This window comes from Azospirillum sp. B2RO_4 (assembly GCF_051124815.1).
Classification (GTDB): Bacteria; Pseudomonadota; Alphaproteobacteria; order Azospirillales; family Azospirillaceae; genus Azospirillum.
Map to the genome: position 1 here is coordinate 2,392,562 of NZ_CP118485.1, position 16,358 is coordinate 2,408,919.

Annotated in this window: 12 protein-coding genes; 5 read left to right on the top strand and 7 right to left on the bottom strand. The window is 67.5% G+C overall.

Features of this window, described 5'->3' with window-relative positions:
- Positions 1–3: 3 nt before the first annotated feature.
- From recQ to PWS46_RS11475, 4 genes are all read right to left on the bottom strand, one after another.
- A complete protein-coding gene (gene recQ, locus PWS46_RS11460; protein WP_434615130.1) occupies positions 4–1,920 on the bottom strand; it encodes a DNA helicase RecQ in 1,917 nt (638 codons plus the stop codon).
- A gap of 411 nt (positions 1,921–2,331) precedes the next feature.
- Positions 2,332–2,775: a (deoxy)nucleoside triphosphate pyrophosphohydrolase gene (locus PWS46_RS11465; protein ID WP_063633716.1), complete on the bottom strand. Its 444-nt coding sequence runs from the start codon at positions 2,773–2,775 to the stop codon at positions 2,332–2,334.
- Between the two features lie 20 nt (positions 2,776–2,795).
- Positions 2,796–4,034 carry a bifunctional glutamate N-acetyltransferase/amino-acid acetyltransferase ArgJ gene (argJ, locus tag PWS46_RS11470; RefSeq protein WP_434615133.1) on the bottom strand — a complete coding sequence of 413 codons (1,239 nt, stop codon included), beginning with the start codon at positions 4,032–4,034 and terminating at the stop codon, positions 2,796–2,798.
- A gap of 193 nt (positions 4,035–4,227) precedes the next feature.
- On the bottom strand, positions 4,228–5,193 hold the full coding sequence (locus PWS46_RS11475; RefSeq protein ID WP_434615136.1) for a peptidylprolyl isomerase: 966 nt from the start codon (positions 5,191–5,193) through the stop codon (positions 4,228–4,230).
- Between the two features lie 479 nt (positions 5,194–5,672).
- Between PWS46_RS11475 and secA the strand changes: the two genes are divergently transcribed.
- The 3 genes from secA to PWS46_RS11490 all read left to right on the top strand — a co-directional run bounded on the left by secA (position 5,673) and on the right by PWS46_RS11490 (position 11,941).
- Positions 5,673–8,408, top strand: a complete 2,736-nt coding sequence (gene secA, locus PWS46_RS11480) for a preprotein translocase subunit SecA (RefSeq protein WP_434615139.1) — start codon at positions 5,673–5,675, stop codon at positions 8,406–8,408.
- A gap of 192 nt (positions 8,409–8,600) precedes the next feature.
- Positions 8,601–9,068: a large conductance mechanosensitive channel protein MscL gene (mscL, locus tag PWS46_RS11485; protein ID WP_434615142.1), complete on the top strand. Its 468-nt coding sequence runs from the start codon at positions 8,601–8,603 to the stop codon at positions 9,066–9,068.
- 227 nt (positions 9,069–9,295) lie between these two features.
- Positions 9,296–11,941 carry an EAL domain-containing protein gene (locus PWS46_RS11490; protein ID WP_434615145.1) on the top strand — a complete coding sequence of 882 codons (2,646 nt, stop codon included), beginning with the start codon at positions 9,296–9,298 and terminating at the stop codon, positions 11,939–11,941.
- A gap of 6 nt (positions 11,942–11,947) precedes the next feature.
- Here PWS46_RS11490 and PWS46_RS11495 read toward each other — a convergent pair whose 3' ends face one another.
- The 3 genes from PWS46_RS11495 to PWS46_RS11505 are packed head-to-tail and all read right to left on the bottom strand — an operon-like array spanning position 11,948 to position 13,131.
- Positions 11,948–12,421, bottom strand: coding sequence for an SRPBCC family protein (locus tag PWS46_RS11495; RefSeq protein WP_434615148.1), 474 nt, complete (start codon positions 12,419–12,421; stop codon positions 11,948–11,950).
- Positions 12,418–12,756, bottom strand: a complete 339-nt coding sequence (locus PWS46_RS11500; protein ID WP_149197864.1) for an ArsR/SmtB family transcription factor — start codon at positions 12,754–12,756, stop codon at positions 12,418–12,420. Before PWS46_RS11500 ends, PWS46_RS11495 begins: the two co-directional genes overlap by 4 nt.
- A gap of 51 nt (positions 12,757–12,807) precedes the next feature.
- A complete protein-coding gene (locus PWS46_RS11505) occupies positions 12,808–13,131 on the bottom strand; it encodes a DMT family transporter (protein ID WP_434615151.1) in 324 nt (107 codons plus the stop codon).
- 217 nt (positions 13,132–13,348) lie between these two features.
- Between PWS46_RS11505 and PWS46_RS11510 the strand changes: the two genes are divergently transcribed.
- Both PWS46_RS11510 and PWS46_RS11515 read left to right on the top strand, forming a co-directional pair.
- Positions 13,349–14,917 (top strand): lysine--tRNA ligase, encoded by a 1,569-nt coding sequence (locus PWS46_RS11510; protein WP_085090328.1) that lies wholly within the window; start codon positions 13,349–13,351, stop codon positions 14,915–14,917.
- Positions 14,918–15,397: 480 nt separating this feature from the next.
- Positions 15,398–16,321 carry a hypothetical protein gene (locus PWS46_RS11515; RefSeq protein ID WP_434615154.1) on the top strand — a complete coding sequence of 308 codons (924 nt, stop codon included), beginning with the start codon at positions 15,398–15,400 and terminating at the stop codon, positions 16,319–16,321.
- Positions 16,322–16,358: the final 37 nt, after the last annotated feature.

The window sequence follows — 16,358 nt, forward strand, 5'->3', positions numbered from 1 at the left end:
GCCTCATCCATGCTGCCGGATCACCTCCAGGAAGGCGTCGGCGTAGCGTTCCAGCTTGCGGCCGCCCACCCCCGGCAGATGGGCGAAGGCGGCGTGGTCGCGGGGGCGCTGGGCCACCATCTCCAGCAACGTGCTGTCGTGGAAGATCACATAGGGCGGCACGCTCTGCGCCTTGGCCAGCGCCGTCCGGCAGTCCTTCAGCGCATGCCACAGCGCGTCGTCGGCCGCCGACAGCGCACCGCGGGCGCCCGAGCGCGACACGCCCTCGCCGCTCAAGCTTCCGCCCCGCGACGTGTGGCGGCGCAGCGCGTCGTGGACGCCGCGGCGGCGTTCCAGCACCGGGTCCTTGCGCAGCTTCACCACCCGCTGCCCCTTGATGACGGCGACGCCGGCGTCGGTCAGGCGGAAGCCGCCATAGCCCTCCAGATCGACGGTCAGCAGGCCGGTCGCCACCAGCTGGCGGTAGACCGACTGCCATTCGACCTTGGTCAGATCCTTGCCGACGGCGAAGGTCTTCAGCTGGTCATGGTTCTGCTGCACCACCTTCTCGGTGGCGTTGCCGACCAGCACGTCGATCAGGTGGCCGGCGCCGTAACGCTGCCCGGTGCGGTAGACTGCCGACAGCGCCTTCTGCGCGGCGATGGTGCCGTCCCAGGTCTCGACCGGGTCGAGGCAGGTGTCGCAGTTGCCGCAGGGCTCCGGCAGCGTCTCGTTGAAATAATTCAGCAGCACCTGACGGCGGCAGTCCGGCGTCTCGCAGAAGCCCAGCAGGGCCTCCAGCTTGCCGCGCTCCACCCGGCGGTGGCTGTCGCCGGCCTCCGACTGTTCCAGCATCTGGCGCAGCATCACCACGTCGGCCATGCCATAGGCCATCCAGGCGTTGGCAGGCAAGCCGTCGCGGCCGGCGCGGCCGGTCTCCTGGTAATAGGCTTCCAGGCTCTTGGGCGGGTCGAGGTGGCAGACGAAGCGGACGTTCGGCTTGTCGATGCCCATGCCGAAGGCGACGGTGGCGACCATCACCAGACCCTCGCTCTTGATGAAGCGGTCCTGGTTGGCCTCGCGCACCTCCGCCGGCAGCCCGGCATGGTAGGGCAGAGCCTCGCGGCCCTGCTGGTTCAGCCAGGCGGCGACATCCTCCACCTTGTTGCGCGACATGCAATAGACGATGCCGGCGTCTTCCGGGTGGTTCTCGCGCAGAAAGGCCAGCATCTGCTGGCGCTCGCTCTTCTTCGGCACCACGCGGTAGGTGATGTTGGGCCGGTCGAAGCTGGACAGGAAGACGCGGGCGTCGGTCAGCCCCAGCTTGTCCTTGATCTCGGCACGGGTCTGCACGTCGGCGGTGGCGGTCAGCGCGATGCGCGGCACCATCGGGTGGCGTTCGTGCAGGATCGACAGCTGCAGATATTCGGGGCGGAAGTCATGCCCCCACTGCGACACGCAATGCGCCTCGTCCAGCGCGAACAGCGCCAGCCGGGTGCGGTCGAGCAGGTCGAGGAAGCGCGGCGTCACCAGCCGTTCCGGTGCGACATAGACGAGGTCGATCTCGCCCTGCACCATCGCCCGCTCCACCTCCCGCGCCTCCGCCGGACCGAGGGAGGAGTTGAGGAAGGCGGCACGGACGCCAAGCTCCTGCAAGGCCGTCACCTGATCGCGCATCAGGGCGATCAGCGGCGAGACCACCACCGTCACCCCGTCGCGCACCAGCGCCGGGATCTGGTAGCACAGCGACTTGCCGCCGCCGGTCGGCATCAGCACCAGCGCGTCGCCGCCGCGCACCACATGGTCGATGATGTCGGCCTGCTGGCCGCGGAAGGAGTCGTAGCCGAACACCGTCCGCAGCGCGTCGAGCGCCGTGGCCGGCCTTTGACCGGGATCGTCATCCGACGCACCCCGGTTGCTGTAGGAAAACAACGAATCCACGCCGATGCGGTTCAGGAAAGTGGTGCCGGAGATCCGGCTTGTCGTCTCAACGTCCCATCATGTCGCACAGATCGCCCCCGGGGCAAAGCCGCAAAGGGTCACGCCCGGGAACAAAGGTCGGACCCGCCCGGGCACCACCACACATTGGTGTGAAACAGTGGCGCCCGCTCATCGTCCGCGTGTAAACTGAAAACGGCGGATGGGTGGTCCATCCGCCGTTTCAGAAGGAGGAAGGTGGCATGAAGAAGATGCCGTTCTTCCTGGTGCTCCAGTGGAGGAGATGGCGGATCGAAATCCGCCTGATCCGTCGCTAAACACCGGGAGCGTGCCGGCGGGTGCGGGAACACCCGCCGGCCACCTCCGAAAAATATACAGCCGCGCGGCCCGATTTTCAACGCGCGGTATCGGCCGCTACAGCAAATCCCGCAGCATCGCCACCAGCGGCACGTCGGCCGGCGGCATCGGGTAATCGCCCATCCGGTTCGGGTAGACCCAGGCGAGTTTCTGCCCCTCCTGCGGCATCACGTCGCCCTCCCACACCCGGCAGACATAGAGCGGCATCAGCAGATGGAAGCTCTCGTAGCTGTGGGACGCGAAGGTGAAGGGGGCGAGGCAGCTTGCCGCCGTGTCGATGCCCAGCTCCTCTTTCAACTCGCGCACCAGCGCGGCCTCGGGCGTCTCCCCGGCATCGACCTTGCCGCCGGGGAACTCCCACAGGCCGGCCAGCGACTTGCCGGGCGGGCGCTGGGCCAGCAGCACGCGCCCGTCGGCATCGACGAGCGCCACCGCGACCACCATCAGCACCGGCAGCGAGCCGCGGGCGGGGGTGGAACTGGGATCGAAACAGGCGGTCATCACTCGGCTCCGGTGGCTGGTCAGCTCCGATAGCTGCCGTTGATGTCGATGTAGCCGTGCGTCAGGTCGCAGGTCCACACCTTCGCCGTCCCCTTGCCCAGGCCGAGGTCGATGTCGATGTCGATCTCCTTGCCCTTCATGTGGTTGGCGACCGGCGTCTCGTCGTAACCCGGAACCTCCATCCCGTCGGCGCAGATCAGGGTGCCGCCGACGGTGATCCTGATCAGGTCGCGGTCGGCGCGCTCGCCGGCACGGCCGATCGCGGCGACGATGCGGCCCCAGTTGGCGTCCTCGCCGGCAACGGCGGTCTTGACCAGCGGCGAGTTCGCCACCGTCATGCCGATCCGCTTGGCGGCGGCGTCGCTGTCGGCGCCGCGCACGGTGATGGCGATGAACTTGGTCGCCCCCTCGCCGTCACGCACCACCTGCAGCGCCAGATCGAGCAGCAGATCCTCCAGCGCCGCGCGGAACTCCGCCAGTTCGGCGGCATCGGCGCTCGACACCGGGGCGTTGCCGGCCTTGCCCGTCGCGAACAGCAGCAGCGTGTCGCTGGTCGAGGTGTCGCCGTCGACCGTGACGGCGTTGAAGGTGCGCTCGGTGAATTCCGACAGCATGTCCTGCAGCGCGGAAGCGGCGATGGCGGCGTCGGTGAAGACGAAGCCCAGCATCGTCGCCATGTCGGGCGCGATCATGCCGGAGCCCTTGGCGAAGCCGGCGATGGTCACCGTGGTGCCGCCGATCCTGGCGGTGCGCACCGACCCCTTCGGGAAGGTGTCGGTGGTCATGATGGCGCGGGCGGCCTTCTCCCACGCGACCGAATCGGCGGCCAGGTTCGGCGCCATCGGCGCCAGGCACTTGCCGATGGCGTCGGCGGCCAGCGGAATGCCGATCACGCCGGTCGACGCGATATAGACCTCGTCGGGAGCACAGCCGGCCAGATCGGCGGCGGCGGTGACGGTCGCCTGCACGGTGGCGTTGCCCGCCTTGCCGGTGAAGGCGTTGGCGTTGCCGGCATTCACCACCACGGCGCGGGCCGACCCCTTGGGCAGGCTGTCGCGGCACCAGATCACCGGGGCCGAGCAGGTCAGCGACCGGGTCAGCACGCCGGCCACAGCGGTGCCGGGATCCAGCACGGCCAGCAGCAGATCGTCGCGGCCCTTGTATCGGATGCCGCTGTTCGCCGTGGCGATGCGCACGCCCGCGATGGGCGGCAGCGTCGGGAAGCTTGCGGGAGCCAAGGGGGAGAGGGTCGTGGCCATGAAGGAAATTCCCGTGGTGGGGGAGTGGTGGTTGGGCGCGTCGTGAGATGGGGAGAGTTGGAGTGCGGGCGTATTGCCCCCACCCTAACCCTCCCCCGCTTCGCAGGGGAGGGAACTGCCGCCGCTCTGCGACTTACCCCCTCCCCCGCCCAGCGGGGGAGGGTCGGGGTGGGGGCAATACGCCCCCGCCCCCTTACTTCTTCGCCGGCTCCGCCGGAGTGGCGGGAGCGGCCGGGGCCGGGGTCGCCGGGGCGGCGGCCGGCTCTTCCTTCGGCATCGGCGAGCCGTCGATCTGGAAGGTCTCGATCTTCGCCTTGCCGCGCAGCTCTTCGACCAGGGCGGTGACGATGTCCTTCGACAGCGCCTGCTCCAGCTGCGGCTTCACTTCCTCAAGCGTCGGCTGCGGCTGGGTCCGCTTGTCCTCGACCTTGATGATGTGCCAGCCGAACTGGGTCTTGACCGGCTCCTTGCTGACCTCGCCCGGCTTCATGGCGAAGGCGGCCTTGGCGAAGGGCTCGACCATCGCGTCCTTGGTGAAGTAGCCGAGGTCGCCGCCCTGGGCAGCCGCGGCGGCGTCCTTGGACTTCTCCTTGGCCAGCTTGGCGAAATCGGCACCCTTCTTCAGCTGGGCGATGATGGCCTTGGCCTCGTCTTCCTTCTCGACCAGGATGTGGGCGGCCTTGACCTCCTCCTGCGCCGGGTTCTCCTTCAGGTAATCCTGATAGGCCTTGTCCAGCGCTTCCGGCGTGATGCGGGCCTTGATCTCCTTCTGGATGAAGGCGCGCTGCACCGCGCGCTCCTCGGCGCGCTTCAGCTCCTCCTTCACCTCGGCCGAATCGGCCAGACCGGCCTTCTGGCCGGCCATCGCGACCAGCTTGCCGCTGATCAGCTGGTCGATCACCGCCGGATAGATCATCTCGATCGGCATCTGCTGCACCTGGGGCGGCAGCTGCGAGACCATGCGGGTGACGTCCGACTTGTGCAGCTCCTCGCCATTGACGCGGGCGACCACCGGATCGGCCGGAGCGGCCGGAGTGGAAGCAGCCGGAGCGGCGGCCGGCGCGGGGGTGGCGGGAGCCGGCGTCTGGGCGTGGGCGGCCAGCGCGATGCCACAGGCGGCAACCGACAGGAGCGCGGTGCGGAACACTCGTTGAACCATGGCGTGTCTGTTTCCTTCCGGCGGATGCTTCACAAATGGGCGGCCGATGGGCCGGCGCCCGTTTCGCATGGTCTGCGGCATCGGAGCCATCCGCCGCTCCGCGCCCGATTCCGCAGGGGATTAAGCATGGCTACGCCGCGCGGGGCAAGGGTCCCCATCGCCCCATGGCCCGGCAATCGCCCTGATAGCTGTGTGCCCCGCCAAGGGGATACCAGTCCCGCCGGGCGCCGGCCAACGGCCGCGGTGCTTTCTGGACGCGAATTCATGAATCGGTCATGCCGGCACAGGGCGGCGGCCGTCATGGATGGTCCATGTCCTCTCCCCCGCCTTCCCGTCCCCTGCCCTCCGGCCCGAACCGGCCGCGCAAATGCCGCAACCGGCGCCCCGCCGGCCCGGTCTCGTTGACAGCGCCTTGCCATAGTCCTATGTGAGACCCGTCGATAGGCTGGCCCACATTCCGCTTTACTCCCGAGGTTTTCATGTTCGGCGCTCTCGCCCGCAAGATTTTCGGCACCGCCAACACGCGCGCGGTCAAGGCGCTGCACAAGACCGTGGCTCAGATCAACGCGCTGGAGCCGTCGGTCGCCGCGCTGTCGGACGACCAGCTGAAGGGTCGCACCGACTGGCTGCGCGAGCGGCTGGCCAAGGGCGAGACGCTGGACGACATCCTGCCGGATGCCTTCGCCACCGTGCGCGAAGCGGCCAAGCGCGTGCTGGGCCAGCGCCATTTCGACGTGCAGCTGATGGGCGGCATGGTGCTGCACAGCGGCAAGATCGCCGAGATGCGCACCGGCGAAGGCAAGACCCTGGTCGCCACGCTGGCCGTCTACCTGAACGCGCTGGAAGGCAAGGGTGTCCACGTCGTCACCGTGAACGACTACCTCGCCTCGCGCGACAGCGGCTGGATGGCGCGGGTCTACGGCTTCCTCGGGCTGTCCACCGGCTGCATCGTCCATGGGCTGGACGACGACGAGCGCCGCGCCGCCTATGCCGCCGACATCACCTACGGCACGAACAACGAGTTCGGCTTCGACTATCTGCGCGACAACATGAAGTTCCGGCTGGAGGAGCTGGTCCAGCGGCCCTTCAACTTCGCCATCGTCGACGAGGTTGACTCGATCCTGATCGACGAGGCGCGCACGCCGCTGATCATCTCCGGCCCCTCCACCGACTCGTCCGAGATGTATGTCCAGGTCGACCGGCTGATTCCGATGCTGGTGCCTGAGGATTACGAGAAGGACGAGAAGCACCGCTCCGTCAGCTTCACCGAAGCCGGCCAGGAGCATATGGAGCAGTTGCTGGCCGAGGCCGGGCTGCTGAAGACCGGCGGCCTCTACGACATCCAGAACGTGGCGCTGGTCCACCATTCGCAGCAGGCGCTGCGCGCCCACATGCTGTTCCAGCGCGACAAGGACTATATCGTCAAGGACGACAAGGTCGTCATCATCGACGAGTTCACCGGCCGCATGATGGACGGCCGCCGCTTCTCCGAAGGCCTGCACCAGGCGCTGGAAGCCAAGGAGAAGGTGACGATCCAGCGCGAGAACCAGACGCTGGCCTCCATCACCTTCCAGAACTACTTCCGCATCTACCCGAAGCTGGCCGGCATGACCGGCACCGCCCTGACCGAAGCGGCGGAGTTCGGCGAGATCTATGGCCTCGAAGTGGTCGACATGCCGACCAACGTCCCGGTCAAGCGCATCGACCATGACGACGAGGTCTATCGCACCGCGGCCGAGAAGTACCATGCGATGACCGACCTGATCGAGGACGCGCGCAAGCGCGGCCAGCCGGTGCTGGTCGGCACCACCTCGATCGAGAAGTCGGAACTGCTGTCGGAGTTGCTGACCAAGCGCGGCATCCCGCACAACGTCCTGAACGCCCGCCACCACGAGCAGGAAGCCTACATCGTCGCGCAGGCCGGCCGCGCCGGCGCGGTGACGGTCGCCACCAACATGGCCGGCCGCGGCACCGACATCCAGCTCGGCGGCAATCTCCAGATGCGGATCGAGGTCGAGCTGGCCGACGTCCCGGAAGGCCCGGAGCGCGAGGCCCGCATCAGGCAGATCGAGGCCGAGATCGCCGAGGCGCGCGAAAAGGTGAAGCAGGCCGGCGGCCTCTACGTCATCGGCACCGAGCGGCACGAGAGCCGCCGCATCGACAACCAGCTGCGCGGCCGTTCCGGCCGCCAGGGCGACCCCGGCACCTCGAAGTTCTTCCTGTCGCTGGAAGACGACCTGATGCGCATCTTCGGGTCGGAGCGGATGGACAGCATGCTCCAGCGCCTCGGCCTGAAGGAGGGCGAGGCGATCATCCATCCCTGGATCAACAAGGCTCTGGAAAAGGCGCAGCAGAAGGTCGAGGCGCACCACTTCGAGGTCCGCAAGAACCTGCTGAAGTTCGACAACGTCATGAACGACCAGCGCAAGGTCGTCTACGAGCAGCGCCACGAGGTGATGGAGAGCGAGGACATCGCGGAGGAAATCCGCGAGATGCGCCACCAGATCATCGCCAACATGGTGTCGGCCGCCATCCCGGCCAACAGCTACTCCGAGCAGTGGGACATCGACGGCCTGCACGAGGCGGTCAACCGCGTGCTGGGCATGGACCTGCCGGTGCATGAGTGGGCCAAGGAAGAGGGCATCGCCGAGCCGGAGATCGAGGAGCGCGTGCGCGAGGCCGCCGACCGCAAATATGCGGACAAGGAGGAGGCCTACGGCGCCGAGACGATGCGGCATGTGGAAAAGAGCATCCTGCTCCAGATCCTGGACCAGGAATGGAAGGACCACCTCCTCCAGCTCGACCACCTGCGCCAGGGCATCAACCTGCGCGCCTATGCCCAGAAGGACCCGCTGAACGAGTACAAGCGCGAGGCGTTCGAGCTGTTCGACTCGATGCTGATGGCCCTGCGCGAGCAGGTCACCACCATCCTGATGCATGTCGAAATCCGCATGGCGCCGTCGCAGGAGGAACTGTTCGCCCGCCAGATGCAGGAGATGCACGAGGGCCGCATGGACCCGGCGCTGGCGATGGCGGGCATGGGGGCCGGTGACGGCGACGCCTTGCCCGACGGCATGGTCCGCGCCTCGTCGCTGGCCGGCACGCCGGAAGACCAGCCGCTGCCGGCCGAGGTGATGGAAAACACCCCGCGCAACGCCGCCTGCCCCTGCGGGTCGGGCAAGAAGTTCAAGCACTGCCACGGCCGCATGGCTTAAGGGTCGGAGTTATCCCCTCTCCCCCCCGGGGAGAGGGTTAGGGTGAGGGGGGAGCACCGCGCGCCTCCCACGAGAATCCAACCGGCGCATCCCCCTCACCCCGGCCCTCTCCCCGGGGGGGAGAGGGGGCTTTATGAAACCAACCCCTCCCCACCCCGTTTCCCTTCCACGACCACGGAAAAACGGGACGCCATGTTCGAAGAATTCAAAAAATTCATCAGCCGCGGCAATGTCGTGGAGCTGGCCGTCGGCATCATCATCGGTGCCGCCTTCACCGGGATCGTCAATTCCCTGGTCAAGGACATCCTGATGCCGCCGATCGGCTGGATCATGGGCGGCATCGACTTTTCGAACTACTTCATCAGCCTGTCGGGCGGCCATTACGACTCGCTCCAGGCCGCCGAGAAGGCGGGTGCGGCGACCGTCAACTACGGCCGCTTCATCAACAGCTGCATCAATTTCCTGATCGTGTCGGGCGCCCTGTTCATGATCGTCCGGCAGGTCAACCGCCTGCATGTCCTGCACAAGGAAGCGCCGAAGACCCCGCCGCGGCAGGAACTGCTGCTGGAGGAAATCCGCGACGCCCTGCGCGCCCAGGCCAAAAATCAGGCCAACAGCCAGACCGTCCCCCGGCCGCCCTCCGCCGACCCGACCCCCTGATCCCACCGCCGGCCCCGGCGCGATTTCGCTCAGTGCGGGAGCTTGTCACAGGGTGGGGAGAACCCCCCGTTGCCGCAGCGCGTCGAACGGGTTACCCTCTTGGATAAGCTGGCGATGGCGGTGGGAGGGCGAAGGCCCCGCACGCCTGCGCTGTCCATGACCTCGGCAAGGGCCATGTCCATGTCCGCCACGCGCTGTCCGCCGCCCGCCCCCACGGGTGCGCCGCCATGATCCGCTCCGCGGCGCGCCGGGCCGTCCTGCGGTTGCTTGCCGTGCTGCTGCTGTCCCTGCTGGCCGGCGACCCGGCGGTGGCGATCAGCGTGACGGCACCGGCTGCCGCGTCGCCGGACGACGGCCCGCGCCCGGCCGAAATTCGGGTCACGCTGGACGACACTTACCCGCCCTACAGTTTCCGCACCCCCGACGGCGCCCATGTCGGCATCGTGAAGGACATATGGACGCTGTGGTCGCAGAAGACCGGCATCCCGGTCCGCATGCTTCCGCTCGATTGGGGCCTCGCCCGCAAGACCATGGACAGCGGCGGCGCCGACGTCATCGAGACGATCTTCCGCAACGACGCCCGCGACCTGATCTACGACTTCTCCAAGCCCTATGCCCGCGTCGACGTGCCGATCTGGTTCAGCGCCGACCTCAGCGGCATCACCGGGGTGGAGTCGCTGCGCGCCTTCACGGTCGGGGTGAAGGACGGCGATTTCTGCATCGAATGGCTGACCGACCAGGGCATCACCGCCTTCCAGCGCTATCCCGGCTTCGAAGCGATGGTGGACGCCGCCGCAAGGCAGGAAACCCGCGTCTTCTGCATGGACGACCCCTCCGCCCGCTATTACATGACCAAGCGCGGCGTGCAGGGACGCTTCCGCTACACCGACCCGCTCTACACCGGCGAACTGCACTGGGCGGTGCGCAAGGGCGACACGGCGCTGTTCCGCCTGATCGCCGACGGCTTCGCCCGCATCACCCCGGAGGAACGCAAGGCGGTCGAGGAACGCTGGCTCGGCCGCAGCCTGACCGGCATCGTCAGCCCCCAGATGATGGACCTGCTGCTGAAGCTGTTGGCCGGACTGGCGGTGCTGGGCTTCGGCGCGCTGGTGTGGGTGCTGCTGCTGCGCCGGCAGGTGGAAAGCAAGACCGAAAGCCTGCGCGCCGCGGTCGCCGCCCTGACCGCCAGCGAGGAGCGCGTCCGCACCATCTTCGACAGCGTCACCGACGCCATCTTCATCCATGACCTCGACGGCGGCGCCATCCTGGAGGTCAACCGCCGCATGCGGGAGATGTACCGGGTCGGCAATTTGTCGCTGTCGGACCTCACCGTCGCGATGATCAGCTCGGGCGTGCCGCCCTACACGCGGCAGGACGCCGCGGCCCGCATCCGCAAGGCGGCCGACGGCGAACCGCAGCTGTTCGAATGGCATGCCCGCCGGCTCGACGGCTCGCTGTTCTGGGTGGAGGTCAGCATGCGGCGCGCCGTCATCGACGGCAATGACCGTCGGCTGCTGGTTCTCGTCCGCGACATCACCGAACGCAAGGCGGCGCAGGAGCGGATGGAGTATCTGTCGCGCCACGACGCGCTGACCCTGCTGCCCAACCGCGTCCTGGTGCAGGACCGCACCGAACAGGCGCTGGCCCGGTCGGAACGCAACGGCCGGCTGGTGGCGCTGGTCGCCTGCGGCCTCGACCGCTTCAAAACCGTGAACGACAGCCTCGGCCACGCCGTCGGCGACGCCCTGCTGCGCGCCGTGGCGGAGCGTCTGAAGGCGGCGGTGCGCGACACCGACACGGTCAGCCGCGGCGGCGGCGACGAGTTCATCCTGCTGCTGTCCGGGCAGCCCGACATCGACGCGGTGGTGGAGGCCGTCGCCAACCTGCACGAGGCGATGGCCGAGCCCTTCCAGGTCGGCGGCCATGAGCTGACCGTCACCCTGTCGTCGGGCGTGGCGCTTGCCCCGGCCGACGGCAAGGACTTTGCCACCCTGCTGAAGAACGCCGACACCGCGCTGCACCACGCCAAGGCGGCCGGCCGCGACACCCACCGCTTCTATGCCGAGGCGATGAACGCCGAGGCGGTGGCCCACCTGTCCACCCGCAGCGGCCTGCGCCGCGCGCTCGACCATGGGGAGTTCCTGATCCATTACCAGCCGCAGGTCAGTCTGGAGAGCGGCGCCGTCACCGGTGCGGAGGCGCTCGTGCGCTGGAACCACCCCGACAAGGGCATGGTCCCGCCCGGCGACTTCATCCCGATCGCCGAGGACAGCGGCCTGATCGTGCCCATCGGCGCCTGGGTCCTGACCGAGGCCTGCCGGCAGGCGGCGGCATGGCATGCCCGCGGCCTGTCGCTGTCGGTGGCGGTCAACCTGTCGGCCCTGCAGCTTCAGCGCAGCGACCTCGTCGCCACGGTGACGCGGGCGCTGGCCGACAGCGGGCTCGACCCGCTGCTGCTGGAGCTGGAGCTGACCGAATCGATGCTGATCCAGAACACCGAATTGGTGATGGACAATCTGCGCCGCATCAAGGCGATGGGCGTGCAGGTGTCGATCGACGATTTCGGGACCGGCTATTCCAACCTGTCCTACATCGGCCGTCTGGCGGTGGACAAGCTGAAGATCGACCGCAGCTTCGTCGCCGATCTCACCAGCAACCATGACAGCGCCAAGATCACCGCCGCCGTCATCCAGATGGCCCACAGCCTGAACCTGACCGCGGTGGCCGAAGGCGTGGAGGATGCCGAAACGCTGGAAGCCCTGCGCGCCCTGCGCTGCGACGTCGCCCAGGGCTATTACCTGGGCCGCCCCGGCCCCGCCGAGGCGGTCGAACGCGCCGCCCGGCAAGTGAACCCGTTCAAGGTCGGGGCTTAGGTCCCTTTACAGCCCCTTCACCAGGGCGACGAGCTGGTCGAGCGCGGCGCTCCAGCCGTGATGGAAGCCCATCTCCTCATGCTGCTGTTTCGCCGCTTCGTCCTTGTGGAGCGCGACGGCGGTATAGAGCGTGCCGCCGGCCGTCGGCTCGATGGTGACGGTCGCGGTCATGAAACCGCCGCCGGTGGGGCGGAAGCCCGGACCCAGCGCATCGGTGAAGACCAGCCGCCGCTCGGGCTCCACAGCCAGGAAGCAACCGGTGCTGTCGTTCCTCTCGCCGTTCGGCCCTTCCATCACCGTGCGGAACTTGCCGCCGGGCCGCAGGTCGATCTCACAGGCGGTGGTCCGCCAGGGCGCCGGCGTGAACCACTTCATCAGCAGTTCCGGCTCGGTCCAGGCCCGCCAGACGAGGCCCGGCGGAACCGCCACCTCGCGCTTCAGTTCGAGGTCGAGCTGCGGGTTGAAAACCACATCGGTCATGGTGTCCCTTCCTCCCGTTTGTTCAGGTCCAGCACCAGGCTGTCCAGTTGGTCGAGCCGCTTCGTCCACAGGCTCCGCTGCGCTTCCAGCCAGCTTTCCGCGGCCGCCAGCGCCTCCGGCTTCAGCGTGCAGGTGCGTACCCGCCCCTGTTTTCGCGTTTCGACCAGCCCGCTGTCCTCCAGCATCTTCAGATGCTGCAGGAAGCTGGGCAGAGCCATGCCGAAGGGTTTCGCAAGGTCGCCGACCGATGCCGGTCCGCGCCCAAGCGCCTGGATCACCGCCCGGCGCGTGGGGTCCGCCAGCGCACGGAACGTCCTGTCGAGTGCTGCATCCATGACGGCACCCTAGCGGGAGAATATACTTAGGTCAATGCCTAACTATCGTGCTCACGCCGTCCCGCTCGCCATGTGCAGGCTGACGACCCCGGCAACGATCAGAAGGATGCCGACCACCTTCATCACCGTCAGCGATTCGCCGAACACGAACACGCCGATGGCGGCGATGGCCGCGGTGCCGGTCGCCGACCAGATCGCATAGGCGATGCCGACCTCCATGGTGCGCAGCGCCTTGGCCAGCAGCAGGAAGGCGACGCCGTAACAGACGACCACCGCCGCCGCCGGACCCAGCCGCGTCATGCCGTCCGACATCTTCATCGCGGAGGTGCCGACGACCTCGAACAGGATCGCCACAATCAGATACAGCCAGCTCATCGCCCAAGGACCCCGCCAACCCCGCCCGCTCCCGCAAGGCCGATCCCGCAAGGCCGATCCCGCGGGGAACGCAGGATGGACCGGGCGAAAGGGCGCCGCAAGCGTCCCCCTCGCACATCCCGCACCGGACACCCGTGGTTGACGCCACGCCCCGCCGGCCCTAGGGTCTTTGCCCTCATTCCCAACTTTATCTATGTGGTTTCGAAAGGGTCCGACGATGACCGGCGAACGGGATCTGGCGTTGCAGGCGAAGGCATGGCCGTTCGAGGAGGCGCGCAAACTGGTCGCGCGCTTCGCGAAAGCGCCGCCCGCCAAAGGCTATGTCCTGTTCGAGACCGGCTATGGTCCGTCGGGCCTGCCGCATCTCGGCACCTTCGGCGAGGTGGCGCGCACCAGCATGGTGCGCCACGCCTTCCAGACCATGAGCGACATTCCGACCAAGCTGTTCTGCTTCTCGGACGACATGGACGGGCTGCGCAAGGTCCCCGACAACATCCCCAACAAGGAGATGGTGGCGGCCAACCTGGGCAAGCCGCTGACCCAGGTGCCCGATCCCTTCGGCACCCATGACAGCTTCGGCGCCCACAACAACGCCCGGCTGCGCGCCTTCCTCGACAGCTTCGGCTTCGAGTACGAGTTCCAGTCGTCCACCGACTGGTACAAGTCAGGCCGCTTCGACGAGGCGCTGCTCGGCATCCTGCGCCATTACGACGAGGTGATGGCGGTGATGCTGCCCACCCTCGGCGCCGAGCGTCAGGCGACCTACAGCCCCTTCCTGCCGGTCTCCCCCTCGACCGGCCGGGTCCTCCAGGTGCCGATGCTGGAGCGCAACGTCGATGCCGGCACCATCGTCTTCGAGGACGAGGACGGGAAGAAGGTCGAACTGCCGGTCACGGGCGGCCATGTGAAGCTGCAGTGGAAGCCCGATTGGGGCATGCGCTGGTTCGGCCTCGGCGTCGATTACGAGATGTACGGCAAGGATCTGATCCCCTCGGCCGACCTCGCCGGCAAGATCTGCAAAATCCTCGGCGGCACCCCGCCGGAGGGCTTCAATTACGAGCTGTTCCTCGACGACAAGGGCCAGAAGATCTCCAAGTCGAAAGGCAACGGCCTGACCATGGAGGAATGGCTGGCCTACGCGCCGCAGGAAAGCCTCGCCCTCTACATGTTCCAGAAGCCGAAGTCGGCCAAGCGCCTGTACTTCGACGTCATCCCGCGCGCCGTCGACGAGTATCTGACCTTCGTCGACAAGGTCCATGGCGAGGAGCCGGCGAAGAAGCTGGAGAACCCGGCCTGGCACATCCACAACGGCAAGCCGCCGGCCGTGCGCTCCGACGTGTCCTTCAACCTGCTGCTCAATCTGGCGGGTGCGGCGAATGCCGAGACCAAGGACACCATGTGGGGCTTCATCCGCCGCTATGCGCCGGACGCCACGCCGGAGAACAGCCCCTTCCTGGACAGCATGGTCGGCTATGCCGTGCGCTACTACCAGGATCAGGTGAAGCCGACCAAGCGGTTCCGCGCCCCCACGGACGCCGAACGCGCGGCCCTGCAGGACCTGCTGGCCAAGCTGGACGGGCTGCCGGCCGACGCCCGTGCCGACACCATCCAGAACGAGGTGTTCGAGGTCGGCAAGACTCACGGCTTCACCGAACTGCGGGCGTGGTTCCAGGCTCTGTACGAGGTGCTGCTGGGCCAGACCACCGGCCCGCGCATGGGCTCCTTCATCCAGCTCTACGGCATCGACGAGACCAAGGCGCTGATCCGCGAGAAGCTGGCGGCCTGACGCCCGCCGGTTTCCAGGGGACTAAGGGAGGCGTCGGAAGGCGCCTCCTTTTTTCGTTTCCGAACCGATCCGAACGCGATTATTTTCGAAATCGATCGTCCGTCTGACCCGCGACCGGCCCCATGCCCGAAAAAAGTGCGGAAAACTGCCTTTCCGCCCACCATATAGGCGAGTCTAAACAAATTCCATACCGCGCTATGCGGATGTCGCACCGCACCAATTCGAAAAGGGTGGTACCGCTAACACGGCCGTCTGCTTAAACTCCGCCTCGTTACTGCATTTTGCAGTGCGTTTCCTCCCTAGACTAAAGGCCGCGCCCGCATGGGCAGCGGCCTTTTTTTTGCGCCGGCGGGTTCCCGCCCCTCCCCTGTGATGGCCGTCACAGCCAAGATGGATAAAATACCTGATAAATTGTTCCGGTAACCGCGGCTGGCCCACAGGACCCGTCCGCCGGGATGTATCGGGAGGGAGGGGCGTGGGATGACCGCCGATCCGCCGCCGTTCGAACGTCACCATCGCACGGCCCAGGCTCTGGTCAGCACCTTTCAGGAGGCGCTGGAGCCGCAATTCACCGCCAAGGGCGTATTGTCGCGCGAGGAATTCACCCGCGCCATGGGGCTGATGATGGCGCACTGGCCGTCGGTGCTGCCGCTCTTCGCGTCGATCTGCCAATCCTGTACCGCAGCCTCCTGCACCGCGTCCGGCTGCGGCGGCTGCACGACGATGGGGGATGCGGCGGGGGACGGGCAACAGCCTCTTCATCACGATGGCCGCCGCCGCGATTTCGTCACCCGCCTGATGGTCTCCGCCCTGCGCACCCGCCTGCCCGACAGCATGGACCCGGTCACCGGCGCCAGCTTTCCCCAGGTTATCCTCCCCGGCCTGCAATCGACGCTGACCGCCCTGTTCTACGAAAAGGAATGGGAGGCGCTGAACGCAAGCGCCGTCGCCCTGTTCAACCGGCTGGGGACCGACCGCGATGCCGAGGTCTGGCGGCGGCTGGCGCATGAGGAAACGCTGGCGGTGCTGGCGGACACGCCCTTCATCCGGGTGATGCTGCGCTTCCGCCAGTTCCACCAGCAGCGCCAGACCTTCATCCGCCGGATGACCGACCATCTGCGCGAACGGCATTTCGTCTTCGCAGAAGAGCATTTCCAGGCGCTGTTCGACGCCCTGTTCGGCCGGCTGCGCGACGGCCTGCGCACCGAACTGGACCGCGCCCGCACCGACATCCATTACGGAGAGGGCACGGCGGAGGCGCTGCTGCGCATCTTCGACCAGTTCGACAAGCACCGGCTGGAGCAGTCGGTGCCGGTTCGCGTGCTGGGCGGCCGGCAGATGCCGCGCCCGATGCTGGCGCAACGCAGCATGCTTGGCGCCACCCCTGCCGCCAAGCGGCGCTGAGCCCCGCGACCGGCCGTGCCGGATGTCACAAGCCGGG